The sequence below is a fragment of the Pseudomonas medicaginis genome (assembly GCF_965119365.1).
Taxonomy (GTDB): domain Bacteria; phylum Pseudomonadota; class Gammaproteobacteria; order Pseudomonadales; family Pseudomonadaceae; genus Aquipseudomonas.
Genome location: NZ_OZ221631.1, coordinates 857,473 through 884,154 on the forward strand (window position 1 = coordinate 857,473; position 26,682 = coordinate 884,154).

Here is a 26,682-nt window from a genome sequence, read left to right on the forward strand (position 1 = left end):
GGCATCCCGTCACAGCCATAGAAGAGCCTTGCGCCAACCCTGTGCTAATATCCCCGCCCTGTTCATTTTGTATGTGGGATGCTCCATGAAGTTGTCCATGCCGCGATTCGATCAAGCCCCTGTATTGGTGGTCGGCGATGTCATGCTCGACCGCTACTGGCATGGCGGTACCTCACGAATTTCCCCTGAGGCGCCGGTACCGGTGGTCAAGGTCGAGCACATTGAGGATCGCCCCGGTGGTGCCGCCAACGTTGCCTTGAACATCGCCGCCCTCGGCGCACCGGCCTCCCTGGTGGGCGTGACCGGCGACGACGAGGCCGCCGACAGCTTGACCAACAGCCTCAAGGGGGCGGGCGTACGTGCGATATTCCAGCGCGTTGCGCACCAGCCGACCATCGTCAAGCTGCGGGTCATGAGCCGTCACCAGCAACTGTTGCGCATCGATTTCGAAGAGCCGTTCGCCACCGACCCCCTGGCCCTAGGTGCCGAGGTCGACAACCTGCTCGAAGGCGTCAAGGTCCTGGTGTTGTCGGACTACGGCAAAGGCGCGTTGAAAAACCACCAGGCGCTGATCCAGGCCGCCCGTGCCCGTGGTATCCCGGTCCTGGCCGATCCCAAGGGCAAGGATTTTTCCATCTACCGGGGCGCCAGCCTGATCACGCCGAACCTCAGCGAGTTCGAAACCATCGTCGGCGGTTGCGTTGATGAGCATGAGTTGGTGAGCAAGGGCGCGCAGTTGATGCAGGACCTGGACCTCGGTGCCTTGCTGGTGACCCGCGGCGAGCACGGCATGACCCTGCTGCGCCCCGATCACCCGGCGTTGCACCTGCCGGCCCGTGCCCGTGAAGTGTTCGACGTGACGGGGGCCGGCGATACCGTGATCTCCACCCTGGCCGCCGCCATCGCCGCTGGTGAAGAACTGCCCCATGCGGTAGCCCTGGCGAACCTGGCGGCCGGCATCGTTGTTGGCAAACTGGGTACGGCGGCGATCAGCGCCCCGGAACTGCGGCGTGCCATCCAGCGCGAGGAGGGCTCCGAGCGCGGTGTGCTGGGCCTGGAGCAACTGCTGCTGGCCGTTGACGACGCCCGTGCCCACAACGAAAGAATCGTCTTCACCAACGGTTGCTTCGACATCCTGCACGCCGGCCACGTGACCTACCTCGAACAGGCCAGGGCCCAAGGTGATCGTCTGATCGTCGCGGTCAATGACGATGCCTCCGTCAGCCGCCTCAAAGGGCCGGGGCGGCCGATCAACAGTGTTGACCGGCGCATGGCGGTCCTGGCCGGCCTGGGCGCGGTGGACTGGGTGATCAGTTTCAGCGAGGGCACGCCGGAAAACCTGCTGCGCGAGGTCAAGCCGGACGTGCTGGTCAAGGGCGGTGACTACGGGATCGATCAGGTTGTGGGCGCGGACATTGTCACGGCCTACGGCGGCACCGTGAAGGTATTGGGGCTTGTGGAAAACAGTTCGACAACGGCTATTGTCGAGAAAATTCGCAACCGTTGAAGGAATTCTCTTACATTCCGGGAAAGACCTTATATGGCAAACGCCTGCCTTCGCGGGTTGAACTCGCTCATGGGCTCTGCTTGTTTCGTTTCGTGGTTAATTAACTTATGAAAGTCATGCTCCTGGTTATGGATGAACAGAGGGTGATCCTCGATCGGCTGTATGAAGTCGTGCGAGAGCACTGTGACGACTGCACTATCTATCGCTTGAGTAAGCAGCAGCAAAAGAAGCTTGGCCGGTTCCTGGCTTCGGTCCATTACGAAGATTTCGATCGGGTGGTTATTTTTTCGCGGGTCAAGCGCCTGGCCCCGCAATTGAGCGTATTGAAATGTATCCCGGGCCTGATCTTTCTTGAGCACGACGCTTACCAGAACTACATGCGCGAAAGCAAATACATGGGCGTCTACTCGCGACTTTATCGCCGCTTGCCCAGTTGTCGCGCCTTGGTGTCAGGGGCTGTCGTGGCTCGCCGGATGCAAGCCGAGAACATTGATGCGGTGTTCGTTTCCAAAGGTTATGACGAACAGATGCTGCGCAATACTGACAGTGTCCGCGATATTCCCATTGGTTTTCTCGGCAGTCTCAAGAGCACTGAATATGCTCAACGCAAGGCGCTGCTTGAATCCCTGGTACAACGCACAGGCATGCTTGTGACGCGCACCCAGTCGGGGCGCGAGTATCTGGAAACACTCAATCGCATCAAGATTTTTGTCAGCGCCGACCTGGGAATGGGGGAGTTCATGATCAAGAACTTCGAGGCCATGGCCTGTGGTTGCGTGTTATTGGCCTGGAGCCAGGGCGAGGAAGATCGATTGCTGGGTTTTGAGGACATGGAAAACACCGTTTTCTATCGTTCCGAGGAGGAGGCCGTGCAGAAGATCGAGCTGTTGCAGCGTGACCAGGAACTGGCCGCGCGGATCGCCCGCAATGGCCAAGCCTTCGCCGAGAGCCGCTATTCGTTTGCGCGCGTCGGACGGGCCCTGGCCGAGGAAATCCAGCGTGAAATGCGTCCCTGGCAGGCCCCTTCGGCGTTCGTTCGGGGATGGGTCAAGCTGCGCTATGGCATGACGGTGCCGGGGTAGGCGACATGGCGGATCGTGTACCGCAAATCAGTGATGAAATGGCGCTCGATACATTGCCTGGGGGCCATCAATCGCTGATGGGGGCCTTGTCCCAGGCGTTGAAGGATTGCTTGGAAAGGGCATCGCGGGTGGTGCTGGTGGCGAATAACCCAGCGATCACCGCGGCCGACTTCCAGGCACTCGATATCGGCAGTGACGATGTGGTCGTGACCTTCAACACCTGCGTAAAGTCGGCACTGCTCAGTCCCCACAGCGTCAATGTGTTCGTCCATGGCTTCAATGCCCCCGACGCCTATTTCTTCGGCCTGCCCTACAGCGCCGAGGTGCAGCGATTGTTCGGTTTTCCCGACGCACGCTGTTTCACAATGTTGGTGGGATGCACCGGGAGCATGTCGCCACTGCCTGGCGTGGCCTTGTATTGGGAGCGCATTCCATTACCACCTTTGTGGAACTACCCGGTCAACAGGGAGGGGGGCAAGCGCTATGTCGGTCCTTCGACGGGTTTCAATGCACTGGTGCTGTTCGATTGGTTGCGCGGCCACGCAGGTTATCAATACCAGATCATGACGTTGGGTTTTTCCAACGAGGCCGGAAAGTTCTGGAGCGGACACGCTTGGGATTATGAGCGGCAATGGCTACTCCAGGCTGATGTGAGTGTTGTGCCATTGCAACGCTGCCGTTGGTGGCAAAGGTGGTTTCGTCGCCCTTGAATCGCATTGGCAAGTGAACCGCCTGATGCGATGCCGCCGGGCACTTCTTTTTTACGACAAGGGCAGGACGCGTGTTGAAAGTTGCGCTGGCTTTTTTTGGTATTCCGAGAAACTCGGAAATCTGTTTTCCCTCTATTCGAGAAAACGTCCTGGCACACATCCCTGTCGGGAGCGAAGTCCAGTGCTTTTATCACCTGTACAAAATCGATGAAATCCGCAACCCGCGCTCCGGGGAGCAAGGTGAACTGAAAGCGGACAACTACGCACCGTTCACCACCATGACCGGTCGCCTCGACTCCACCGAAGGCGTCCTGGAGCGTTGGGACTTCGAGCGGGTCAAGTCCTTGGGCGATACCTGGGGAGATGGGCATGCCTCGCTCAGAAACCTGATCTACCAGCTCAATTCCCTGAATGCCGTGACGGCCATGATGGAACCGTTCGATCCGGATTTCGTCGTGTTTGTGCGTCCTGACAATTTCTACCACAGCGCGCTTCCGGCGTATGTGTTCGCTCACGCTGATGCACGCAGATTGAATGCCTACATTCCGGACTGGCAATGGTGGGGAGGCTTGAACGACCGTTTCGCTATTTGTGGGCGTGATGCCTACCGAGCCTATGGCAAGCGTATCGAACGTATTTTCGATTTTTGCGAGGCGACGGGCCGCCAGTTGCATTCCGAGCGGCTGCTCAAATACGCGTTGCAACAAGCCGGGGTCAAGGTGTGCACCCTGCCGACCACGGCGTCACGGGTACGCATCGATGGCGCCTTCGCCGAAGAATCGTTCTCGCCCAAACGTGGCATGGGCAAGCGTGAAAATCGTTATTTCCATCTGTTTGCGCGGTGGCGAACCTATCTGGATAAACGGCGTTCCAGTTGACGCTATTTGTGTAGCGTCCCGCGGACCATGCGCATCAGGCCCATGGCTTTCTTGTGCAAGCTGGTCAGGCCTTGGCGACGAGGCGTGTGCACGACCAAGCCTTGTTTCACGAGCCAATCCTTCCAGCGGATGCGTTCGTCGCGAACCACCCAGCCCTCTTGGCTGGCGAAGCTTTCAGCCAGATGCAGGCCTCGGGTACTGGCCGCGACCAACTGATCACGTTTGAGCGTATAGAGTTCTCCGATCGGCTTGCCATCTTCAAGTGGCATCAGGTACAGGTCGGGTCGCTTGCGGTCCAGGCGCGCCACCAACTGATCGCCCTCCAAACGCTCATCGACGTGAAACAGGCTCAGGGACTTGGCTTCCTTGGGCACATCCAGGCGCAAGTCATAGATCAATTGCAACGATGCCGTCGGCAGGTGTACGTAGGCCCGTGGTCGCTCGATCAGTTGCAGGTTGGCGCAGCGCACCGGGCGGGCCGAGCCCGACAGCGGCGTCAGGCGAAACGGCAAGGCTTCGCGATAATGCAAGGCGTTGGCGTAGGGGGCCGGTAGCCAGGTGTCGTTGAAACGTCCGCCAAGCCAGCCCTCAGGGGTTTCCAGCAGGCACTCTTCGGCAATCTCGTTGATGGCGGTGAGCAGCGGCAGGTTCAATTCGTGGGCCGGGACGTAGCCGGAAATCAGCTTGAGCACCACATCGCCGCGGTCCTGCCGGCGCTGGCGCACCAGTACCCAATAATCGCGGTTCTGCCAATGCAGGGTCAGGCGCACCGAGACGCCCAGGTTCGCCAGTTCCAGGGAAAAACGCTCGGCATCGGCCACTGCGACAGGGCGGCGGCGCTGCAAGGTCTGGGCGAAATTCAGCGGCATCCCGACACTCTGGTAGGTCAGGCCTTCGGGGGTCGCTTCGACGAACAGGGGCAGGGTCTTGAAGTTGCTTGGATTCTTTCTAATGAGCGTACGCGGCATGTCGGCTCCTTCCTTCAGGCCGCGTAGGGCGGCGTCAGTGTTTACGCAGGACCTTGGCTACGGTCGCGACGTTATGGGCGAGGTGCAGCGGATTGATGGTGCCGACAATAGCACTGGCGACTCCAGGATGCTCAAACAACAGTTCGAAACTGGCGCGAACCGGGTCAACCCCAGGGCTCAGGCAGACGTGGCCGCTGGCCAGGGCTTTCTTGACCAGGATCGCTTTGCCGTGATCGCTGGCGTAGTCAATGACCGCCTTTTCGTTTCGTTCGTTCAAATTGTAGGTGACCATCGCGCAATCGCCTTGCTCCAGGGCTTTCAAGCCGCCCTCGACGGTCTTGCCGGAAAAGCCGAAGCCGCCGATCTTGCCCTCGCGCTTGAGCGCCGCCAGGGTCGGGTAGACCTCGCTGTCGTTGAGGATTGCCAGGTCATTGCCGTCGGAGTGCACGAGCACCAGGTCGATATAGTCGGTTTCCAGGCGCTTGAGGCTGCGCTCCACCGAGAACCGGGTATGGGCGGCGCTGAAGTCGTGCCGTGACTGGCCGTCGCTGAATTCTTCGCCGACCTTGCTGACGATCACCCAGTCCTGGCGTTGGCCGCGCAGTAGCGGGCCGAGGCGTTCTTCGCTGCGACCATAGGCCGGCGCGGTGTCGATCAGGTTGATACCCAGGTCGCGCGCCAGCTTGAGCAACATACGCGCTTCGTCGTCATCGGGAATCTGGAAGCCGTTGGGGTATTTGACGCCTTGGTCGCGACCGAGCTTGACGGTACCCAGGCCCAGGGGGGAGACCCGCGGGCCGTCATGGCCCAGGGGGCGATAGAGGTCGTGCAGGGTCGCTTGGCTCATGGCAGCAGTTGCTCCCAGGCAGGCACGCCCATGGGCGGCTTTGGCAGGTCTGGCAGCGGGGCCGGGTGGCTGGGCTGGATGTCATCGCGTTGCAGGGCGTTGACCACTCGATCGGCGAAGTCCGGGGCCAGGGCCAGTTTGGTCGGCCAGCCCACCAGCAGGCGACCTTGCTCGGCGAGGAAGGCGTTGTCCGGGCGGGTCAGGCCCGACTGCAACGGTTCGGCGCGGTCCACCCGCAGCGTGGCCCATTGCGCAGTGCTCAGGTCAATCCAAGGCAACAACTGGCCGAGTTCTTTCTGGGCAGCGGCGATCTGCGCGGCAGGCTCGCGGGTCACGCCATCGCCTTCGGCCAGATCGCCACCCACGTACCAGACCCATTGGCCATCGGCCGCTGGATGAGTGGTCACGGTGATGCGCGGCTTCGGTCCGCCGCCCAGGCAATGGGCGTAGAGCGGCTTGAGGCTGGGGCCCTTGACCAGGACCATGTGCAACGGTCGGCGCTGCATGGCTGGCTGGTCCAGGCCCAAGGCGTTGAGCAGGTCGGCGGTGCCGCCCCCGGCGCTGAGGACAATGCGTTGCGCGCGAATCTCGCGGCCATCGACCTTGAGTCCGATCAGCTCGCCACCTTCGCGCAGCGGTTCGATGTGTTGCCCGGCCAGCAAGCTGTCGCCGGCCAGTTCCGCCAGGCGTGCGATCACGCTCGGCACGTCCACCACCAGCTCGGCCAGGCGATAGACCTTGCCCTTGAAACGCTTGTCTTGCAGGGCCGGCGGCAATTGGTCGCCCTTGACCTGGTCGACTCGTCCGCGCACGGCCTTGCTGGCAAAGAAGCTGGTGAGGTTGCCGGCCAGGGTGCCGGGGGACCACAGGTAATGGGCATCGGACAGCATGCGCACGCCGGACAGGTCCAGCTCGCCTTCGCCCTTCAGGGCTTCGCGCCAGCGGCGCGGCATGTCGGCGATGGCTTCCGAGGCCCCGGTCAGGGCGCCATGCAAGGCGTACTTGGCGCCGCCGTGGATGATGCCCTGGGATTTGACACTCTGCCCGCCACCGAGACTGGCGCTCTCCACCAGCACGGTCGAAAACCCCTGGCGACGCAAGCGTGCATTCAGCCAGAGACCGGCGACTCCGGCGCCGACAATCAGAACGTCGGTGGAAATAACGGATGGCATGCAGCGACCTCAGTGATCAAGACGAGGGCGCAGTATACAGACTCGCTGCAGGGAGTTTGGCCACCTGTGCCGGGGCACGGTTAAAACTGGGGCGAGGGGCTGTGGCGAGGGGATTTATCCCCGATGGCTGCGTAGCAGCCCCAACACCTGGCAACTCGGTGTGTCCGTCGGTTTGAGTGGGGGGCGCTTCGCACCCCAGCGGGGATAAATCCCCTCGCCACAATGTGTTCCAGTTCAATGATCAACGTGTTTTCAGTGCCCGGCAGTCTTGGAGAACAGCTGGATCACCACCACCCCGAGCACAATCAGCGCCATCCCCAGCATCGCCGGCACGTCCAGCTTCTGCCCGTAGATGAACAGCGCCGCGACGCTGACCATGACGATTCCCAGCCCGGCCCAGACCGCATAGGCCACGCCCACCGGTACGGTGCGCACCACCAGCGTCAGCATCCAGAACGCGGTGCCGTAGCCGACGATGACCAGCAGCAAGGGCAGGGGGGTACTCAAGCCTTTGATCGCTTTCATCGATACGGTGGCGATCACTTCGGCGCAGATGGCGATAGCCAGGTAGTAGTAGGCGTTCATGGGCGACTCCTCTTTGACGTTGCGTCTTTCGATGGGGCCATTCTAGAGATCGCCCAGATGCGGTAAAGTCATTACCTATCTGTAATAGAGATGGGTTGATCCGTGAACGTGCAATGGAACCTGGAGCAATTGCGACTATTTATCGGGGTCGCCGAGAAGCGTTCGTTTTCCGCAGTGGCCCGGGACCAGCGCAAGGCGCAATCGGCCATCAGCAGCGCGATTGCCTTGCTGGAGGATGACTTGGGGGTGAGCCTGTTCGAGCGCAGCAGCGGTCGCCAGCCCAGACTCACCGATGCGGGCGTGGCGTTGCTGGAGGAGGCCAGGGAAGTGCTGCGCCAGTGCGAGCGCCTCAATGGCCGGGCCCTGGCCTTGATGCGCGGGCAGGAAGCGTCGTTGCGCCTGGCCCAGGACGAAGCCATGCCCTATCAACCGGTCATCGACAGCCTGGCGGCCCTGGCCGAGCAATTTCCCACCCTTGAAGTGCAACTGGCCAGCGCCGCCCAGGGCGATGTGGCGCGCAAACTGGTGGAGCGGCGAGCCGACCTCGGCCTGCTGTTCTATCACGACCAGATCCCCGAGGCGTTGGAGCGCCGGGTACTGGGCAGTGTCGAGATGGTCACGGTGTGTGGCCGGGACCATCCACTGGCAAACCACGATTATGTGACCTGCCGGGAAATGGCCCGGCACCGCCAGTTGTTGATGGCGACCCAGTCCAGCGTCTACCCCGGCAGCGAGCAGGCCAGCCCGCAGGTCTGGCGGGCCGACAGTTTCTATGTGTTGGCCGAATGGCTGAGGAGTGGCCTGGGGTGGGCGTGGTTGCCACGGCATGTGGTGCAATACCCGGCGTACCTGGGGGATATGGTGGAACTCAGCAGTGAATGGACCCCGCCGGCCCTGGTGGTCGAGCTGGTCTGGCGCCGTGACGAACCCCTGGGGCCGGCCGCTCGTTGGCTGGCGGAGCGTTTTGCCGTGCAGTTGCAGGCGATCGGCTGAAAAACCGATAAACTCCGCGGCCATGAACAGAACTCTCTATAGCGCGTTGTTTTATCTGGGGCTGCCACTGGTAGCGATTCGGCTGTGGTTGCGGGCCCGCAAGGCGCCGGCTTATGCCCGGCGCATCGGCGAGCGTTTCTCCTGGGGCCTGCCGGTCATGGTGCCGGGCGGCATCTGGGTCCACGCAGTGTCGGTGGGCGAAAGTATCGCCGCCGCGCCGATGATCCGGGCCTTGTTGCAACGTTATCCGCAGTTGCCGATCACGGTCAGTTGCATGACGCCCACCGGTTCGGAACGGATCCAGGCCATGTTCGCCAACGAGCCGCGCATCCAACATTGCTATTTGCCTTACGACTTGCCCTGCGCCGCCAAGCGTTTCCTCGACCGGGTGCGCCCGTCGCTGGCGATCATCATGGAAACCGAGCTGTGGCCCAACCACATTCACCAATGTGCCAGGCGCGGCATTCCCGTGGCCCTGGCCAACGCACGGCTCTCGGAGCGTTCGGCGCGGGGCTATGGGCGCTTTCCCAAGCTCACCCGGCCCATGCTCGCCGAGATGAGCCTCTTCGCCGTGCAGACCGAAGCCGAAGCCGAGCGTTTTCGCCAGTTGGGCGCCCGGGCAGAAACCGTCGAGGTCACCGGCTCGATCAAGTTCGACCTGACCATCGACCCGCAACTGCTGGAAAACGCCAGTGCCTTGCGCCGCCAATGGCAGGCAACCGAGCGTCCGGTGTGGATCGCTGCCAGCACCCATGAAGGTGAGGACGAAGTGGTACTGGCTGCCCACCGCCGATTGCTCGACAGTTATCCCGATGCACTGCTGATCCTGGTGCCGCGTCATCCCGAGCGCTTCGACGCGGTGCATCAGTTGTGTGAACGCGAAGGCCTGGTCACGGTGCGGCGCTCCGGTGGGCAAGCGGTTACCGCCAAGGCTTCGGTGTTGCTCGGCGACACCATGGGCGAACTGCTGTTTCTTTATGCGTTGGCCGACAGCGCGTTTGTCGGCGGTAGCCTGGTCCCCAATGGCGGGCACAACCTGCTCGAACCGGCGGCCCTGGCGAAACCGGTGCTCAGCGGCCCGCACCTGTTCAACTTCCTTGAAATCGCCGGGCAACTGCGCGCCGCCGGGGCGTTGCAGGAAGTTGACGATGCCGAAAGCCTGGCCCTGGCGATCCAGCGCCTGTTCGAACTGCCCCGGGATGCCCAGCGCATGGCCGAGGCGGGGTTGAAGGTGATGCGCAGCAATCAGGGCGCGTTGCAGCGGTTGCTGGAGGGGTTGGGGCGGTTGCTCGCTGGACGGTGATGATCGCTCTGTGGCAAGAGGATTATCTGTGGTGACAGGGTATCTGTGGCGAGGGGATTTATCCCCGCTGGGCTGCGAAGCAGCCCCAAAACCTGCTAGCACGATGTGTCAGGCAGTTTGAATGGGGGCGCTTCGCCCCCCAGCGGGGATAAATCCCCTCGCCACAAAAGGTTACTGTCGCAAGTGATATCTCTGGACTACTGCGCCGGCCGCGAGCGCAACTGCTCCGCTGCCGCCTGGGCCAGGTCCGGCGGCAGGAAGTCGCGGTCCGGGTTGTAGTCGGGCTTGAGGTAGCGCGACAGGTCCTGCAGGTCCGCCGGACTCAATGTCCCGGCCGCCTGCTTGAGGCGCAGGTTGTCGAGGATGTAATCGTAGCGGGCGTTGTTATAGTTGCGCACCGAGGTGTACAGCTGACGCTGGGCATCGAGCACATCGACGATGTTGCGGGTGCCCACCTGATAGCCGATTTCCGTGGCCTCCACCGCGCTCTGGTTGGAGATGATCGACTGGCGCCGGGCCTGGACCTGCTCCACGTCGGTGTTGACCGCGCGGTGCAGGTTGCGGGTGTTTTCCACCACCTGCCGGCGCAGGGCTTCGCGTTGCTGTTCGGTCTGGGTGAGCTGCGAGTAGGACTCGCGCACCTGGGAGCTGGTCAGCCCGCCACTGTAGATCGGGATGCTCAATTGCAGGCCGATGGTGCGTTGCTCGGCGTCGCCGCCATAACGCTGACCGGTGGGGCTCGGGTTGGTGAAACCGAGGCCGTCGTTGTCGCCTTTTCTATACTGGGCTATCGCGTCGAGGGTCGGTGCATGGCCAGCCTTGCGTTGGCGCAGGGTGTCCTCGGCGGCATCGACGGCGTAGTTGCTGGCCAGCAGGTTCAGGTTCTGCTTGGCCGCCGTGTCGACCCAAGCCTTGGCGTCGTTCGGTGCCGGCGGCAGGATCGGCAGTGTGTGGACGATGCCCTGGATCGAGTTGTACTGGCGGTTGGTCAGGGTGATCAATGCCTCGAAGGCATCGTCGACCTGGCGCTGGGCGAGGATCCGGTTGGCGCGCGCGGTGTCGTAGCTGGCCTGGGATTGCAGCACATCCGTCTTGTCCGACAGGCCTACGTCGAAACGTTCGTTGGACTGGTCGAGCTGGCGCTTGAACGCGGCTTCCTCGGCCTTGGTCGAGGCCAGGTTGTCCTGGCTGCGCAGCACGTTGAAGTAGCTCTCGGCGCTTTGCAGGATCATGTTTTGTTCAGTGGCTGACAGTTGCAGCGACGCTTGTTCGTCGACGGACTTTGCCGCCTGGAGCTGGAACCAGCGGTCGGCGCGGAAAATCGGCTGGGACAGTGTCGCCTGGTAAACCGTGGAACTGCGGGTGGCCGTCATCGCCGGCTGGTCAAGTTCGGTACGCGTGTTGTTCAGATCGGCACCGGCCGAAAGGTTGGGCAACAACCCGGCGCGAGCCTGGGGCACCACTTCCTTCTGGGCGCCGTACTGGGCGCGAGCCGCGGCGAGGTCGGCGTTGTTGTCCACCGCTTCCTGATACACGCTCACCAGGTCGGTTTTGGTGGTCAAGGGCGCTTCGGCGGCCCAGGCCATTGCGTTGGACGCACAAGACACGGCCAGGGCCAGTGAAAGTTTGCGCAGCATGAGGCTATCCCTGCTTTATAAAATGAAAGTTCACGAATGAGAGTGCGCAATTAAGGAACGCGGCGTAGCGAGTGTAGTTGCGCCTGCTCACGGCAACAATCCTGTATATGCGCCATTCATCACGCCTTTTGCCCAGGCGATGGCGTTCTCTCGTGGTTGTGTCTAGACTGGCCGGGTTCTTGTCGGGGTGCCTTGCTATGAGGCTGAGATCGAATAATTTCGGATCCCGTTGAACCTGATCAGGTTAACGCCTGCGTAGGGAACAAGATTTCTCGTCACCCGGCGAGTCCTCTTGTGCTTCGTCCGGGATGTCGTTCGACTATTGAACGCACTCGAGCAGCAAGCACAGCGTCCGCATTTTCGTGCAGGGACGCGTCCATTCGTTACAGGTTCGCTCCGACAAAAATCCACTGCCTGGATGTGTGTCTGGAGAGCCCGTGATGACGACAAAAGCAAAAAACGCGACCAACCTCAGTGATTCGGCCAAGGTCGATGAGCAATCGGTTCAGCCCTTTACCCGCTCGCAAAAAATCTATGTCCAGGGCAGCCGCCCGGATATCCGCGTGCCCATGCGCGAAATCAGCCTCGACGTGACCCCCACCGACTTCGGCGGCGAAATCAACGCGCCGGTGGTGGTGTACGACACCTCGGGTCCCTACACCGACCCGAACGTGATCATCGACGTGCGCAAAGGCCTGGCCGATGTGCGCTCTTCGTGGATCGAAGCCCGCGGCGACACCGAGCGTCTTGCCGGCCTGAGCTCCAACTTCGGTCAGGAACGCCTGGCTGATCCCGAGCTGACCAAGCTGCGCTTTGCCCACGTGAACAACCCGCGTCGCGCCAAGCCGGGTGCCAACGTCAGCCAGATGCACTACGCGCGCAAAGGCATCATCACCGCCGAGATGGAATACGTCGCCATCCGCGAAAACATGAAGCTGGAAGTCGCCCGCGCCGCTGGCCTGCTGGACCAGCAACACGCCGGCCACAGCTTCGGTGCCAGCGTGCCGAAAGTCATCACCCCGGAATTCGTGCGTGACGAAATCGCCCGGGGCCGCGCGATCATCCCGGCCAACATCAACCACACCGAACTGGAACCGATGATCATCGGCCGTAACTTCCTGGTGAAGATCAACGGCAACATCGGCAACAGCGCCCTGGGTTCGTCCATCGAAGAAGAAGTGGCGAAGCTGACCTGGGGCATCCGCTGGGGTTCGGACACGGTCATGGACCTGTCCACCGGCAAGCACATCCACGAAACCCGCGAGTGGATCATCCGCAACTCGCCGGTGCCGATCGGTACCGTGCCGATCTACCAGGCCCTGGAAAAAGTCGGCGGCGTGGCCGAAGACCTGACCTGGGAGCTGTTCCGCGACACGCTGATCGAGCAGGCCGAGCAGGGTGTCGACTACTTCACCATCCACGCCGGCGTGTTGTTGCGCTATGTACCGATGACTGCCAAGCGCGTCACCGGCATTGTCAGCCGTGGCGGTTCGATCATGGCCAAGTGGTGCCTGGCGCACCACAAGGAGAACTTCCTCTACACCCATTTCGAAGACATCTGCGAAATCATGAAGGCCTACGACGTCAGCTTCTCGCTGGGCGATGGCCTGCGTCCGGGCTCGATTGCCGACGCCAACGACGAGGCGCAGTTCGGCGAGTTGGAAACCCTTGGTGAGTTGACCAAGATCGCCTGGAAGCACGACGTGCAATGCATGATCGAAGGCCCTGGCCATGTGCCGATGCAGTTGATCAAAGAGAACATGGACAAGCAGCTCGAATGCTGCGACGAGGCGCCGTTCTACACCCTCGGCCCGCTGACCACCGACATCGCACCGGGCTACGACCACATCACCTCCGGTATCGGTGCGGCGATGATCGGTTGGTTCGGTTGCGCGATGCTCTGCTACGTCACGCCGAAGGAACACCTGGGCCTGCCGAACAAGGATGACGTGAAGACCGGGATCATCACCTATAAGATCGCCGCGCACGCAGCCGACCTTGCCAAGGGCCACCCGGGCGCGCAGATCCGCGACAACGCCTTGAGCAAGGCGCGCTTCGAGTTCCGTTGGGAGGACCAGTTCAACCTCGGCCTGGACCCGGACACCGCCCGCTCGTACCACGACGAAACCCTGCCGAAGGACTCGGCCAAGGTGGCGCATTTCTGCTCGATGTGCGGGCCGAAATTCTGCTCGATGAAAATCACCCAGGAAGTGCGCGAGTACGCCGCCAACCAGCGCATTGAAGCGGTGGATGTCGATGTCGCCCAAGGCTTGGCGGAGCAGGCGGAGCGGTTCAAGAAGGAAGGTAGTCAGCTTTACAAGAAAGTGTGATGTGAGCTGATGGGGCGGTGTTTTCACTGCCCTCATCGCGAGCAAGCTCGCTCCCACAGGGGATCTACTGTGGACACAAAATCCGTGTGCACCTGTGATCCCTTGTGGGAGCGAGCTTGCTCGCGATAGCGGCCAAAAAAACAACAAGTATCCTTCTGAGATAACAATCCTTGAACATCCAACCCAGCACCTACTCCCCTGACGCCGCGGTCCCCCTGGACAAACGCGTGTTCGGCGCCCGCGATCTGTTTTCCCTGTGGTTTTCCCTCGGCATCGGCCTGATGGTCTTGCAGGTGGGCGCCTTGCTCGCGCCGGGCCTGGGCCTGAGCGGTTCGTTGCTGGCGATTTTCCTCGGCACGCTGGTGGGCGTCCTGCTGCTGGCGGCCGTCGGGGTGATCGGCAGCGACACCGGCCTGTCGGCCATGGCCGCCCTCAAGCTCAGCCTCGGCGGCAAGGGTGCGAGCGTGCCGGCAGTGTTGAACCTGCTGCAGTTGATCGGCTGGGGCTCGTTCGAAATCATCGTCATGCGCGATGCCGCCAGCCTGCTCGGTGCCCGAGCCTTCAGCGAAGGCAGCCTGGGCTCCAACCCGTTGCTGTGGACGCTGTTCTTCGGCGCCTTGGCAACCCTGCTCGCCGTGAGCGGGCCGCTGACGTTCGTGCGCAAGGTCCTGCGCAAATGGGGCATCTGGCTGCTGCTGGCGGCGTGTATATGGTTGACCTGGAACCTGTTCGCCAAGGCTGATCTGGTTGCGCTGTGGGCCCAGGCGGGCGACGGCTCGATGCCGCTGGCGGTGGGGTTCGATATCGCCATTGCGATGCCGCTGTCGTGGTTGCCGCTGATCGCCGATTACTCGCGCTTCGGCAAACGCGCCAGGAACGTCTTCGGCGGTACTGCCGTGGGTTTTTTCATCGGCAATTTCTGGCTGATGAGCCTGGGCGTGGCCTACACCCTGGCGTTCGCGCCAAGCGGTGAAGTCAACGCGTTGCTGCTGGCCCTGGCAGGTGCTGGCTTGGGCATTCCGCTGCTGCTGATTCTGTTGGACGAGTCGGAAAACGCCTTCGCCGACATTCACTCGGCGGCGGTGTCCAGCGGCATGCTGACGGGATTGAAGGTCGAGCACCTGGCCTTGGCGATTGGCGTCATCTGCACCTTGATCGCTTGCTTGGCGCCGTTGGCGCAATACCAGAACTTCCTGTTGCTGATCGGCTCGGTGTTCGCGCCGCTGTTCGGTGTGGTCCTGGTGGATCACTTCATCCTGCGCAAGCGCAGCAGCCAAGTGGTGTCAGCCGCGTTGCGCTGGCCGGCCCTGTTGGCCTGGCTGGGCGGGGTGAGCACTTATCACCTGCTGGCCAACGTCTACCCGGACATCGGCGCTACCCTGCCGTCGCTGATCCTGGCAGGGTTGCTGCAACTGCTGTTGGGTCGGGCTTTCAGCTACGGCCGGGGAACAGCTCGGGCTTGAGGATGCCGTTGAGGCGTGGGTAGGCGATCTTCAGTTCGATGTGGCCCAAGGCGTATGGCGCGATGGTGCTCACTTCATACTTGAGGATCACCCCGCCGTAGGTCAGCGCGATGTGCGGGGTTTTCTGGAACGGCCACTGTTTGACGAACTCGGGCTCCTGATCCAGCTTGGTGCTGATCAGCCAGCTGTTGTGGGCGACCTGGGCGGCTTTCCAGAACGCTTCTTCCTGGCCCGGCAGTAACATGTCCGACAGCGTCAGCACCTTGTGTTGCTGGCGCGAATAGTTGATGAAACCGCGACCCGGCGTGCCATGGGCACCGCCGGTGTCCAGGTAGCTGGACAATTCGATGATCACCAGGCCGTCATGTTGCTCGCGTACCTTGGCCTGCAAATAGCTGCTGTTGCGCGGCGCGGCGTTGCGCAAAAACTGTTCGCGGTAGGCGGCCAGCGTCGGCGCCACCGGGGCGTCCGGGGTGGCGCGGGTCATTTGCAGCAGGCGTTTTTCGATGATGCCGTCCAGGGCTGGCTCGGCGGGAAAGCGCAGGGTGTCGATATTCACCAATGGGCAATCGGCGCTGGCGCAGCCTTGCTGCAGTTGTTCCGACGCATCGCGGGTGGTCTCCAGCGGTGCGCGATAGTTGGGTTGGAACAGGCTTTGGCAAGCGCCCAGGGTCAGGGCAATGGCAGCCACGGAGGCGGTTTTGAAAAGCGACATGGGCGTCCTTCATGGAACAGGGAAAGGCGAAAAGTTACCCGCTTCGACTGCCAGCAGGACAATCAGTTCGCCACTAAGCTCATTAGAGTTCTTTCACCTTCTGCCGTCCATCCCGATGAGTGGAAAGGGGCTGCATCAAAGGGTACGGGCGCGTTAGGATGGCGCGAAGCCGAGGTTGGAACCTCGTACTGATCCATTGCACACGAGGATTGTCATGACCGACTTCGCCAACGCTACGCCGAACGCCGTGGACATCGTCAAGCGTGAAACCTGCTTCAAGAGGTTCTATAAGCTCGACCGCCTCGTCTTGCGCCACGAGTTGTTTGCCGGTGGCATGAGCCGTGATATCAGCCGTGAACTGTTCGTGCGTCATGACGCGGTGTGTGTGCTGCCTTACGACCCGCAGCGCGATGAAGTGGTGTTGATCGAGCAGTTTCGCGTGGGGGCCGTTGGCAAGACCACCAACCCCTGGCTGGTGGAGCTGGTGGCTGGCCTGATCGACAAGGACGAGCAACCGGAAGAAGTTGCTCATCGTGAAGCGCAGGAGGAAGCTGGGCTTGCCTTCGCTGCGCTCTGGCCGATGACCAAGTATTTTCCATCGCCGGGCGGCAGCGATGAATTCGTCCATTTGTACCTGGGGCGTTGCGACAGCACGGGGGCGGGCGGGCTGCATGGCCTGGCGGAAGAGGCGGAAGATATCCGCGTCAAGGTCTGGTCTTTCGAAGATGCCCTGCAAGCTGTGCGCGACGGACAAATCTGCAATGCACCGAGCATCATCGCCCTGCAATGGCTGGCCTTGAACCGCGAGGAAGTGAGGGGGTTATGGTCCTGAACAAGCTGCGCGATCGCTATCGCGTCGATTTGGTGGGGTTGCAGGCCGCCTGCGAGGCCAACTACGCCCGCCTGATGCGCTTGTTGCCGGACATGCGCAACGATCCGGCGCCGCGGCGTATCGCTGTGACCCACGGCGACCAGATGCTGGGGGTGCTGGCCCTGGAAGTGCTGCAGACCTGCCCCTACACCACCACGCTGCAAGTGCGCCAGGAGCACAGCCTGCCCTGGCTGCCGGTGCCGCAGCTGGAGGTCCAGGTCTATCACGATGCGCGCATGGCCGAAGTCGTCAGTGCCGAGCATGCGCGACGCTTTCGCGGCATCTATCCTTATCCCAATGCGTCAATGCACCAGCCGGATGAAAAAGCCCAGTTGAACCTGTTCCTGGGCGAGTGGCTGAGTCATTGCCTGGCGCTGGGTCACGAGTTCGAAGTCGTTCGGTAGTTGTGAACCGGTTCCGGTTCACGGGTTTCCCCTTTCGATCATCCCCCAGCATAATTGCGGCTTCATGCAACGGCGTGATTGCGCCTGGGAGAGAGCGATTTGCCGAGCGTATCCACCCTGACCACCGCCGAGCCGGTGTTGCTGGTCCAACTGTCCGACAGCCACCTGTTCGCCGAGGCCGACGCCTCGCTGTTGGGCATGAACACCCGCGACAGCTTGCGGGCGGTCATTGACCTGGTCCTGAAGCAGCAGCCGAACATCGACCTGATGCTTGCCACTGGCGATTTGTCCCAGGACGGCACGTTGGAATCCTACGGGGCGTTTCGGCAACTGACTGCGCGAATCGATGCGCCGGTGCGGTGGATTCCGGGCAACCATGATGAGCCGCAGGTGATGCTTGAGGCGGCGGTCAAGAGCAGGTTGCTCGATCCGGTGGTGGACATTGGCAACTGGCGCGTGACGATGCTGGACTCCGCGGTGCCCGGATCGGTGCCGGGTTTTTTGGCCGAGGAGCAGTTGATTCTGTTGGCCAATGCCTTGGGTGAGGCGCCGGAGCGGCATCACTTGGTGTGCCTGCATCATCATCCGGTGTCGATTGGGTGTGTGTGGATGGAGCCGATTGGGTTGCGTAATCCTGAGGCGCTGTTTGCGGTGTTGGATCGGTTTCCTCAGGTGCGGGCGGTGTTGTGGGGGCATGTGCATCAGGAGGTTGACCGGATGCGCGAGGGGGTTCGTTTGTTGGCTTCGCCTTCGACCTGTATTCAGTTCGAGCCGGGGAGTGAGGATTTTGCGGTGGGTGAGCAGGCGCCGGGGTATCGGTGGTTGCGGCTCCTGCCGGATGGGCGGTTGGAGACGGGGGTTGAGCGGGTGGTTGGGTTTGCTTTTACCCCGGACTATGAGTCCAACGGGTATTGAGTTCAGCGCAACTGTGGGAGCGAGCTTGCTCGCGATGGCGGTCTGATTGAGTACATATCCATTGCTGCGGTAACGGCCACTTAGGGTTCCGCTCTTACAGCGGCTCACTTTTGAGAAGCGCAAAAGTAAGCAAAACGCTTTTGCCCCACCACTCGGTGCCTCGCCTAGGCTCGGCATGCCCGAACGAAGGCATTGCTCCGTGGGCCCGCCGCGAAGGGCCATCCATGGCCCAGCGCGGCTATCCCGGCATCCATGCCGGGATGCCCACTCCACAATGCCTGCGTTCGGCCATCGTGGTTAACGGGGCGCCGAGATCAACGTCCACCGCGAGGCGGCCTTATAGCCGGCCTGGCTCTTTTGTCGTACTCCGATCCAATTGTGGGAGCGGGCTTGCTCGCGAAGACGGCGGCACATGCAACGCTGATGCAAGCTGACCCACCGCTTTCGCGAGCAAGCTCGCTCCCACAGTGGATCGCTGGTGTACACAGATCTTGTGGCACAGCAGGTCCATTGTGGGAGCGAGCTTGCTCGCGATGGCGGCCTGACAGCCGGCCAAGGTTTGTGGGAATGGTCGGACACCCCTCCTGGTTCAAGCAGATTTTTCCGACGAGCCCTGGCGGTTGCCGGGTGGGAAGGGCTGTCGCTAACCTTTTTCCGTCGCTGAAAATTCAGCGGACGGGCCTGGAAACCTGAAAAAAAAGGAGCTTTATTTCAATCCTAATGGAGCGCCAACATGTTTGAAGATAACTCTGGGCCAACAAAAAACGATTCCATTCCTCCCGAAGCCAGCCAGAACCCCCAAAAACTTGATGAAGCAGCCAAGCGAGCTTTGGACTTTTATCTCAAACCAAAATCGGATACCCCGAATCGTTCGGATTCCCATCAAGTGTTTGCGGTAAACAAAAAGCTCGATACCGAAACCCTCCTTGCCAACCTCAGTGAAACCTTAGCCTCCGCCAACGTCATGCTCAGCGACCTGGCCTTTGACTTGGAAGGCTCGCGCCGGCATTTTGCTTTAGGTGTCCAACAGATGATCGAACTGAGTGAGTTATTGGCGAATCGGGCACTTGATGTTGTTGATCCGAAATAAAGCCGGACTCCTTGTGGCGAGGGGATTTATCCCCGTTGGGGTGCGAAGCACCCCCAAAAACTGCCGGTTGCCACAAACCTAATGTTGGAACGAAAAGGCAAGCTTATAGCCGACCTATCTCTCGCGGCTGTACTTCAATCCAACTGTGTGGGAGCTTGCTCGGGAAGGCGGCACATCCAACGCTGATGCAAGCTGTTCCACCGCCATCGCGAGCAAGCCCGCTCCCACAGGAGAAATGCGGTCCCACCAAGAACCAGGTCGGCTATAAGGCCGCCTCGCGGTGGACGTTGATCTCGGCGCCCCGTTAACCACGCTGGCCGAACGCAGGCATTGTGGAGTGGGCAACCCGGCATGGATGCCGGGTTAGCCGCGCTGGGCCATGGATGGCCCTTCGCGGCGGGCCCACGGAGCAATGCCGGAGTGAGGGCACACCGAGCCTAGGCGAGGTGCCGAGTGGTGGGGCATGAAGCGCTTTGGTTACTTTCGCGCTTTTCGAAAGTGACCCGCTGTAAGAGCGGAACCCTAAGTGGCCATTACCGCAGCAACGGATATGTACTCGGTCTATAAGAGAAGGGTCGGTTGCAAGGGCCGCTTCGCGCCCCAGCGGGGATAAATCCCCTCGCCACAGGGTTTTGTGTTGTCTTGTATGGACAGATCCCCCCCAAACCCCCACAAACTCCCTGTAAACTCCGGCCTTTGCCCAACACCCAGGGAGTCGGCAATGTCGGGTTCGATCCTTTATATCCACGGCTTCAACAGCGCCCCAGCCTCGACCAAAGCCCGCCAGCTAATCGACGTAATGGCGCAACTGGGCCTGAGCGACCGCCTACAAGTCCCAGCCTTGCACCACCACCCCCGCCAAGCCATCGGTCAGCTGGAACAGGCGATTGCACAACTGGAACGGCCGCTGCTGGTCGGCAGCTCGCTCGGCGGCTACTATGCGACTCACTTGGCCGAGCGCCACGGGCTCAAGGCCCTGTTGATCAACCCTGCCGTCAGCCCGCATCGGATGTTCGACGGTTACCTGGGCACGCAGAAGAATTTGTACACCGACGAAACCTGGGAATTGACCCACGACCACGTCACGGCCCTGGCCGAGCTGGAAGTGCCGGCGCCCCGGGATCCGCAGCGGTATCAGGTATGGTTGCAAACCGGGGACGAAACGCTGGATTATCGCCACGCCCAGCAGTATTACCGCGCCTGTGCCTTGCGCATCCAGGCCGGCGGCGACCACAGTTTCCAAGGGTTTGCACAGCAGTTGCCGGCGCTGTTGAGTTTTGCCGGCATTGGCGCCGATTTGTACCAGGCGATCGACTTCACGTCGCTGTGAGCCCATCGCCCCTTTTTCATTGAACACTGACGACGAGACCCCATGGCCACTCCCAGCGCTAGCTCTTATAACGCAGACGCCATCGAAGTCCTCTCGGGCCTCGACCCGGTGCGCAAGCGCCCCGGCATGTACACCGACACCAGTCGGCCGAACCACCTCGCCCAGGAAGTCATCGACAACAGTGTCGACGAAGCCTTGGCCGGGCATGCGAAGTCGGTGCAGGTCATCCTGCACGCCGATCATTCGCTGGAAGTCAGCGATGACGGCCGCGGCATGCCGGTGGACATTCACCCCGAAGAGGGTGTGTCGGGCGTCGAGCTGATCCTCACCAAGCTTCACGCCGGTGGCAAGTTTTCCAACAAGAACTACCAGTTCTCCGGCGGTCTGCACGGGGTGGGTATTTCCGTGGTCAATGCCTTGTCGACCCAGGTGCGGGTGCGGGTCAAGCGCGACGGCAATGAATACCAGATGACCTTCGCCGACGGCTACAAGGCCACGGAGCTGGAAGTGGTCGGCAGCGTCGGCAAGCGCAACACCGGGACCAGCGTGTATTTCGCCCCGGACCCGAAGTATTTCGATTCACCGAAGTTTTCCGTCAGCCGCCTCAAGCATGTGCTCAAGGCCAAGGCCGTGTTGTGCCCGGGGTTGCTGGTCAGTTTCGAGGACAAGGCCTCCGGCGAGAAAGTCGAATGGCATTACGAAGACGGCCTGCGCTCTTACCTGGTGGACGCGGTCAGCGGTTTCGAACGCCTGCCCGACGAGCCGTTCTGCGGGAGCCTGGCCGGGAACAAGGAAGCGGTGGACTGGGCGCTGTTGTGGCTGCCCGAAGGCGGTGAAAGCGTCCAGGAAAGCTACGTCAACCTGATCCCCACGGCCCAGGGCGGCACCCACGTCAACGGCTTGCGCCAGGGCCTGCTCGATGCCATGCGCGAGTTTTGCGAGTTCCGCAACCTGTTGCCCCGTGGCGTGAAACTGGCGCCGGAAGACGTCTGGGAACGCATCGCCTTCGTCCTGTCGATGAAGATGCAGGAACCGCAATTCTCCGGCCAGACCAAGGAGCGCCTGTCGTCCCGCGAAGCGGCGGCGTTTGTTTCCGGGGTGGTCAAGGACGCGTTCAGCCTGTGGCTCAACGCCAACCCGGAAACCGGTTTGGCCCTGGCGGAGCTGGCGATCAACAACGCCGGCCGGCGTCTCAAGGCCAGCAAGAAAGTCGAGCGCAAGCGCATCACCCAGGGGCCGGCATTGCCGGGCAAGCTCGCCGATTGCGCCGGGCAGGACCCGATGCGTTCCGAGTTGTTCCTGGTGGAAGGTGACTCCGCCGGTGGTTCGGCCAAGCAGGCGCGGGACAAGGAGTTCCAGGCGATCCTGCCGCTGCGGGGCAAGATCCTCAACACCTGGGAAGTGGACGGCAGCGAAGTGCTGGCCAGCCAGGAAGTGCATAACATCGCGGTGGCCATCGGTGTCGATCCGGGCGCCGAGGACATGAGCCAGCTGCGCTACGGCAAGATCTGCATCCTCGCCGACGCCGACTCCGACGGCCTGCACATCGCCACGTTGCTCTGCGCCTTGTTCGTCCAGCATTTCCGCCCGCTGGTGGACGCCGGTCACGTCTACGTGGCGATGCCGCCGCTGTACCGCATCGACCTGGGCAAGGAAATCTACTACGCCCTGGACGAAGCCGAGCGCGACGGCATCCTCGATCGCCTGGTGGCCGAGAAGAAACGCGGCAAGCCGCAGGTCACTCGATTCAAGGGCCTGGGCGAGATGAACCCGCCGCAACTGCGTGAAACCACCATGGATCCGAACACCCGCCGCCTGGTGCAACTGACCTTGGATGATTTCGAAGCGACCTCGGAAATGATGGACATGTTGCTGGCGAAGAAGCGTGCCGGCGACCGCAAATCGTGGCTTGAATCCAAAGGGGACTTGGCCGAGGTGCTGGCCTGATGCGCAACGGTTTCGCCCTGGCGTTGTGGCTGTGGGCGGGGGTGGTAGTCGCAGGGCCTGCGCCGGAATTGAAGCTGCTGTCCGAGCGCGCCATCGATGGCATGCGCGGCGGCAACCTGTCTGGACTGGCACTGTGCGGCGGCGAGCTGTGGGCGGTGTCCGACCGTGACGATGACCGGATCTATCGCTTCATGCCCTCCGAGGCGCCGGTCTGGCAGGCCGAAGTGGTTGAAATTGAAGTGCCGAAGGCGCCGGACAGCGGTTTGCCCTGGGGCTTGAGGTCGCGAACCTGGGCGGCATCGTTCCTGCGTGGCGGCGAGTTGGATTTCGAAGGCATCAGCTGTGACAGCGCCGGCAATCGTTATGTGGTCAGTGAGTCCCATGCCGCGGTGTTGCAGGTACCGCCGTCGGGCCCTGCGTCGTGGTTGAAAATCGCCCCTACCCTGATCCGCCAGGCCCGTGCCAGCGGCATGTTGCTGCATTTCAATTCATTGTTCGAAGGCTTGGCGATCAACCCGGCCGGTGACCAGCTGTGGTTGGCAGCCGAGCGCGAACGCCGCGGCCTGCTGCTGATCAAGCGCCAGCAGACGGTGTGGGACTGCGATGGCAATTGCGTGTTGCTGAGTGAAGCGGGGCTGGAGATGCAGCCCGAGCAGTTCCCCAAGGCCAAAGCGGTTTCACGGGATTTCGCCGACCTGTCATTGTTCGGTGGCAAGCTGTTTACCCTGGAGCGCAACGCCTATCAGATCTGCCGGCGTGACCCGCAGACCGCTCAGGTCGAGCGTTGCTGGTCGTTCGCCGCCGAGGCGTTGCAGGACAACCGTCGTTATCCCCAGCGCTTCGGGCTGGCCGAAGCACTGGTGGTGGACGCCGAGGGGGCTTGGGTCGGCCTGGACAACAACAATGGCTCGCGGGCCGATGGTGAACAGCGGCCGATCGTCTGGCGCTTTGCCGCGCCCGACGGTGGCTGGAGCGCCTCGCCTTGAGCCCGCAGCCACCGGGCAAGCGCGCCGGCCGGGTACTGATGATCCTGGCCTGGTGTGCGGCGCTGTTTCTGGCGACGCGGTTTTTTGCCCAATGGGAGCAGCGCCAGCAGAATCCCAACACCCAGGTGTACTCGCAAAAAGGTGAAGGTTTTATCGAGGTGAAGTTGGTCGGCAATCGACAGGGGCATTTTGTCGCCAGCGGCCAGATCAACGGCCAGCCGGTGGATTTCATGCTCGACACCGGTGCCACCGACGTGGCGGTTCCGCTGGAGCTGGCCGAGCGCCTCAAGTTGGAAAGAGGTTTCGGCGTGACCTTGAGCACCGCCAACGGCGTGAGCGAGGGCTACCGTACCCGCATCGACCGGTTGCAATTGGGTGACATCGTCTTGCGCGATGTCCGTGCCCTGGTGGCGCCTGGCCTGGGTGGCACGCAAGTGCTGCTGGGCATGAGCGCCCTGAACAAACTTGAATTTACCCAGCGCGACGGCACCATGCTGCTGCGCCAGACAACGAACTGATGAGGCCCGCATGAGCGACATTCTTGCAGACAGCTTAGACGGCGTAGAACGCCGATCGCTGGCTGACTTCACCGAAAATGCCTACCTCAATTACTCCATGTACGTGATCATGGACCGTGCCTTGCCGCACATCGGCGACGGTTTGAAGCCGGTTCAGCGGCGGATCATCTATGCCATGAGTGAGCTGGGGCTGGATGCTGATTCCAAGCACAAGAAATCGGCGCGTACCGTCGGTGACGTGCTGGGTAAGTTCCACCCCCACGGCGACTCGGCCTGCTATGAAGCCATGGTGCTGATGGCCCAGCCGTTCAGCTATCGCTACACGCTGGTGGACGGTCAGGGTAACTGGGGTGCGCCGGACGATCCCAAGTCTTTCGCGGCCATGCGTTACACCGAGGCGCGGTTGTCGCGCTATTCCGAAGTGCTGCTCAGCGAACTGGGCCAGGGCACCGCGGATTGGGGGCCGAACTTCGACGGCACCCTCGACGAACCCCTGGTGTTGCCGGCACGCTTGCCGAATATTCTTCTCAATGGCACCACCGGCATTGCCGTGGGCATGGCCACCGACGTGCCGCCCCACAACCTGCGGGAAGTGGCCACGGCGTGCGTGCGCCTGCTGGACGAGCCCAAGGCCACGGTGGAGCAGCTCTGCGAGCACATCCAGGGCCCGGACTATCCGACCGAAGCCGAAATCATCACCCCGCGCGCCGACCTGCTGAAAATCTACGAGACCGGTCGCGGCTCGGTGCGCATGCGCGCCGTGTACCACATCGAAGACGGCGACATCATCGTCACGGCGCTGCCGCATCAGGTTTCCGGGGCCAAGGTCCTGGAGCAGATTGCCGCGATGATGCAGGCAAAACCGTCGAAAGCCCCGCAAGTGGCCGACCTGCGCGACGAATCCGACCACGAAAACCCGTGCCGCATCGTGATCATCCCGGTCAACAGCCGGGTCGACCACGATGCGCTGATGCAGCACCTGTTCGCCAGCACCGACCTGGAGTCCAGCTACCGGGTCAACGTCAATATCATCGGCCTGGACGGCAAGCCGCAGTTGAAAAACCTGCGGGCATTGCTGGTGGAGTGGCTGGAATTCCGGGTCAAGACCGTGCGCCGGCGCCTGCAATTCCGCCTGGACAAGGTCGAGCGTCGCCTGCACCTGTTGGACGGTTTGCTGATTGCCTACCTCAACCTGGATGAAGTGATCCACATCATCCGCACCGAGGAGCACCCCAAGGCCAGCCTCATCGCCCGTTTTGCCCTGAGTGAAATCCAGGCCGACTACATCCTCGACACCCGCCTGCGGCAGTTGGCCCGGTTGGAAGAGATGAAGCTGCGCGCCGAACAGGATGAGCTCCTCAAGGAACAGGCCAAGCTGCAAGCCTTGCTGGGCAGCGAAGCCAAGCTCAAGAAGCTGGTACGCACCGAGCTGCTCAAGGACGCCGAAACCTACGGCGACGATCGCCGTTCGCCCATCGTCGAGCGCGCCGAAGCCAAGGCGCTGAGCGAGCACGATCTGCTGCCGAACGAGAAAGTGACTGTCGTGCTGTCAGAAAAAGGTTGGGTGCGCTCCGCCAAAGGTCATGATATTGACGCGACGGGGCTTTCCTACAAGGCCGGTGACGGCTTCAAGGCCTTGGCAGCCGGGCGTTCCAACCAGTTCGCGGTGTTCGTCGACTCCACGGGACGCAGTTATTCTGTGCCGGCGCATACCTTGCCATCGGCTCGCGGCCAGGGCGAACCGCTGACCGGTCGTTTAACGCCGCCACCGGGTGCAACTTTTGAATGCGTGCTGATGCCTGATGATAATGGGTTGTATGTCATTGCATCGGATGCGGGTTACGGGTTCGTGGTCAAGGGTGAGGACCTGCAAGCCAAGAACAAGGCGGGCAAGGCGTTGTTGAGCCTGCCGAACAACGCCAAGGTGATTGCGCCGCGTCCGGTTACCGATCGGGAGAGCAACTGGTTGGCGTCGGTCACCACCGAAGGGCGATTGCTGGTGTTCAAGATCAGCGACCTGCCGCAGTTGGGTAAAGGCAAGGGCAACAAGATCATTGGTATTTCCGGCGAGCGGGTCGCCAGCCGTGAAGAATATGTCACGGATATTGCAGTGTTGCCCGAAGGCGCCACGCTTGTGCTACAGGCAGGCAAGCGCACGCTTTCGTTGAAGGCAGACGATCTTGAGCACTACAAGGGTGAACGTGGTCGGCGGGGCAACAAGCTTCCGAGGGGGTTTCAGCGGGTCGATGCACTGCTCGTCGAAAACCTCAATTAGGCGTGCTAGAGGGCTCGGTCTGCGATTAAATGCCGCAGATCGTTGCTTTCGCGCTGGAGTCGGCGCGCATATTCACGGATGATAGGCCCTTTCAAGCGCCGGCGTAGCCGAGCGTTCTTCATATTGACCGAGTATTTTTTCACTGTGGCAAGCCTT

23 protein-coding genes and 1 riboswitch are annotated in these 26,682 nt (G+C 61.7%); of the genes, 17 read left to right on the plus strand and 6 right to left on the minus strand.

Going from position 1 to position 26,682, the window contains the following annotated elements; all coding sequences use genetic code 11:
* The first annotated feature begins 85 nt into the window (after nt 1–85).
* The 4 genes from hldE to ACMTA2_RS03745 all read left to right on the plus strand — a co-directional run bounded on the left by hldE (nt 86) and on the right by ACMTA2_RS03745 (nt 4,177).
* A complete protein-coding gene (gene hldE, locus ACMTA2_RS03730) occupies nt 86–1,507 on the plus strand; it encodes a bifunctional D-glycero-beta-D-manno-heptose-7-phosphate kinase/D-glycero-beta-D-manno-heptose 1-phosphate adenylyltransferase HldE (RefSeq protein ID WP_413793771.1) in 1,422 nt (473 codons plus the stop codon).
* A 107-nt stretch (nt 1,508–1,614) separates the two neighbouring features.
* Nucleotides 1,615–2,589, plus strand: a complete 975-nt coding sequence (locus ACMTA2_RS03735; protein WP_413793772.1) for a glycosyltransferase family protein — start codon at nt 1,615–1,617, stop codon at nt 2,587–2,589.
* Between the two features lie 5 nt (nt 2,590–2,594).
* A complete protein-coding gene (locus tag ACMTA2_RS03740; RefSeq protein WP_413793773.1) occupies nt 2,595–3,299 on the plus strand; it encodes a hypothetical protein in 705 nt (234 codons plus the stop codon).
* Nucleotides 3,300–3,370: 71 nt separating this feature from the next.
* Nucleotides 3,371–4,177 (plus strand): hypothetical protein, encoded by an 807-nt coding sequence (locus tag ACMTA2_RS03745; RefSeq protein ID WP_072340073.1) that lies wholly within the window; start codon nt 3,371–3,373, stop codon nt 4,175–4,177.
* A 2-nt stretch (nt 4,178–4,179) separates the two neighbouring features.
* Here ACMTA2_RS03745 and ACMTA2_RS03750 read toward each other — a convergent pair whose 3' ends face one another.
* The 4 genes from ACMTA2_RS03750 to ACMTA2_RS03765 all read right to left on the minus strand — a co-directional run bounded on the left by ACMTA2_RS03750 (nt 4,180) and on the right by ACMTA2_RS03765 (nt 7,749).
* Nucleotides 4,180–5,145 (minus strand): metal ABC transporter ATPase, encoded by a 966-nt coding sequence (locus ACMTA2_RS03750; RefSeq protein ID WP_413793774.1) that lies wholly within the window; start codon nt 5,143–5,145, stop codon nt 4,180–4,182.
* Between the two features lie 34 nt (nt 5,146–5,179).
* Nucleotides 5,180–5,992, minus strand: a complete 813-nt coding sequence (locus ACMTA2_RS03755; RefSeq protein WP_413793775.1) for an aldo/keto reductase — start codon at nt 5,990–5,992, stop codon at nt 5,180–5,182.
* Entirely contained in the window at nt 5,989–7,164 is a 1,176-nt protein-coding gene (locus ACMTA2_RS03760; RefSeq protein ID WP_413793776.1) for an NAD(P)/FAD-dependent oxidoreductase, read from the minus strand. Before ACMTA2_RS03760 ends, ACMTA2_RS03755 begins: the two co-directional genes overlap by 4 nt.
* Nucleotides 7,165–7,416: 252 nt before the next feature.
* Entirely contained in the window at nt 7,417–7,749 is a 333-nt protein-coding gene (locus tag ACMTA2_RS03765; RefSeq protein WP_003197153.1) for a DMT family transporter, read from the minus strand.
* Between the two features lie 102 nt (nt 7,750–7,851).
* Between ACMTA2_RS03765 and ACMTA2_RS03770 the strand changes: the two genes are divergently transcribed.
* Nucleotides 7,852–8,742: a LysR family transcriptional regulator gene (locus ACMTA2_RS03770; RefSeq protein WP_413793777.1), complete on the plus strand. Its 891-nt coding sequence runs from the start codon at nt 7,852–7,854 to the stop codon at nt 8,740–8,742.
* 22 nt (nt 8,743–8,764) lie between these two features.
* Nucleotides 8,765–10,045 (plus strand): lipid IV(A) 3-deoxy-D-manno-octulosonic acid transferase, encoded by a 1,281-nt coding sequence (gene waaA, locus ACMTA2_RS03775; RefSeq protein WP_413793778.1) that lies wholly within the window; start codon nt 8,765–8,767, stop codon nt 10,043–10,045.
* Between the two features lie 197 nt (nt 10,046–10,242).
* Here waaA and ACMTA2_RS03780 read toward each other — a convergent pair whose 3' ends face one another.
* Nucleotides 10,243–11,682 (minus strand): TolC family outer membrane protein, encoded by a 1,440-nt coding sequence (locus ACMTA2_RS03780; RefSeq protein ID WP_413793779.1) that lies wholly within the window; start codon nt 11,680–11,682, stop codon nt 10,243–10,245.
* A gap of 173 nt (nt 11,683–11,855) precedes the next feature.
* Nucleotides 11,856–11,961: riboswitch (TPP riboswitch) on the plus strand.
* 161 nt (nt 11,962–12,122) lie between these two features.
* Between ACMTA2_RS03780 and thiC the strand changes: the two genes are divergently transcribed.
* Both thiC and cytX read left to right on the plus strand, forming a co-directional pair.
* Complete coding sequence (thiC, locus tag ACMTA2_RS03785) at nt 12,123–14,012, plus strand: phosphomethylpyrimidine synthase ThiC (RefSeq protein ID WP_092443845.1); 1,890 nt, start codon at nt 12,123–12,125, stop codon at nt 14,010–14,012.
* 170 nt (nt 14,013–14,182) lie between these two features.
* Nucleotides 14,183–15,475, plus strand: a complete 1,293-nt coding sequence (gene cytX / locus ACMTA2_RS03790; protein ID WP_413793780.1) for a putative hydroxymethylpyrimidine transporter CytX — start codon at nt 14,183–14,185, stop codon at nt 15,473–15,475.
* On the opposite strand, the gene ACMTA2_RS03795 is transcribed toward cytX, so the two are convergent.
* A complete protein-coding gene (locus ACMTA2_RS03795; RefSeq protein ID WP_413793781.1) occupies nt 15,444–16,190 on the minus strand; it encodes a DUF3298 domain-containing protein in 747 nt (248 codons plus the stop codon). The two genes, cytX and ACMTA2_RS03795, sit on opposite strands and share 32 nt — an antisense overlap.
* Before the next feature lie 214 nt (nt 16,191–16,404).
* Between ACMTA2_RS03795 and ACMTA2_RS03800 the strand changes: the two genes are divergently transcribed.
* The 9 genes from ACMTA2_RS03800 to parC all read left to right on the plus strand — a co-directional run bounded on the left by ACMTA2_RS03800 (nt 16,405) and on the right by parC (nt 26,526).
* Nucleotides 16,405–17,022: an NUDIX domain-containing protein gene (locus ACMTA2_RS03800; RefSeq protein ID WP_413793782.1), complete on the plus strand. Its 618-nt coding sequence runs from the start codon at nt 16,405–16,407 to the stop codon at nt 17,020–17,022.
* A complete protein-coding gene (locus ACMTA2_RS03805) occupies nt 17,013–17,465 on the plus strand; it encodes a DUF1249 domain-containing protein (protein WP_003186471.1) in 453 nt (150 codons plus the stop codon). The genes ACMTA2_RS03800 and ACMTA2_RS03805 overlap by 10 nt, the downstream gene beginning before the upstream one ends.
* Nucleotides 17,466–17,564: 99 nt before the next feature.
* Nucleotides 17,565–18,380 carry a 3',5'-cyclic-AMP phosphodiesterase gene (gene cpdA, locus ACMTA2_RS03810; protein ID WP_413793783.1) on the plus strand — a complete coding sequence of 272 codons (816 nt, stop codon included), beginning with the start codon at nt 17,565–17,567 and terminating at the stop codon, nt 18,378–18,380.
* Nucleotides 18,381–19,113: 733 nt separating this feature from the next.
* Nucleotides 19,114–19,470: a DUF6124 family protein gene (locus ACMTA2_RS03815; protein WP_413793784.1), complete on the plus strand. Its 357-nt coding sequence runs from the start codon at nt 19,114–19,116 to the stop codon at nt 19,468–19,470.
* A 721-nt stretch (nt 19,471–20,191) separates the two neighbouring features.
* The gene (locus ACMTA2_RS03820; RefSeq protein ID WP_413793785.1) at nt 20,192–20,800 is read left to right on the plus strand and encodes a YqiA/YcfP family alpha/beta fold hydrolase; all 609 of its coding nucleotides are present in this window, start codon (nt 20,192–20,194) and stop codon (nt 20,798–20,800) included.
* A 42-nt stretch (nt 20,801–20,842) separates the two neighbouring features.
* On the plus strand, nt 20,843–22,747 hold the full coding sequence (parE, locus tag ACMTA2_RS03825; RefSeq protein WP_413793786.1) for a DNA topoisomerase IV subunit B: 1,905 nt from the start codon (nt 20,843–20,845) through the stop codon (nt 22,745–22,747).
* Entirely contained in the window at nt 22,747–23,733 is a 987-nt protein-coding gene (locus ACMTA2_RS03830) for an esterase-like activity of phytase family protein (protein WP_413793787.1), read from the plus strand. Before parE ends, ACMTA2_RS03830 begins: the two co-directional genes overlap by 1 nt.
* Nucleotides 23,730–24,251, plus strand: a complete 522-nt coding sequence (locus ACMTA2_RS03835) for a retropepsin-like aspartic protease family protein (RefSeq protein ID WP_413793788.1) — start codon at nt 23,730–23,732, stop codon at nt 24,249–24,251. Before ACMTA2_RS03830 ends, ACMTA2_RS03835 begins: the two co-directional genes overlap by 4 nt.
* Nucleotides 24,252–24,261: 10 nt before the next feature.
* Nucleotides 24,262–26,526, plus strand: a complete 2,265-nt coding sequence (parC, locus tag ACMTA2_RS03840; RefSeq protein WP_413793789.1) for a DNA topoisomerase IV subunit A — start codon at nt 24,262–24,264, stop codon at nt 26,524–26,526.
* Nucleotides 26,527–26,682: the final 156 nt, after the last annotated feature.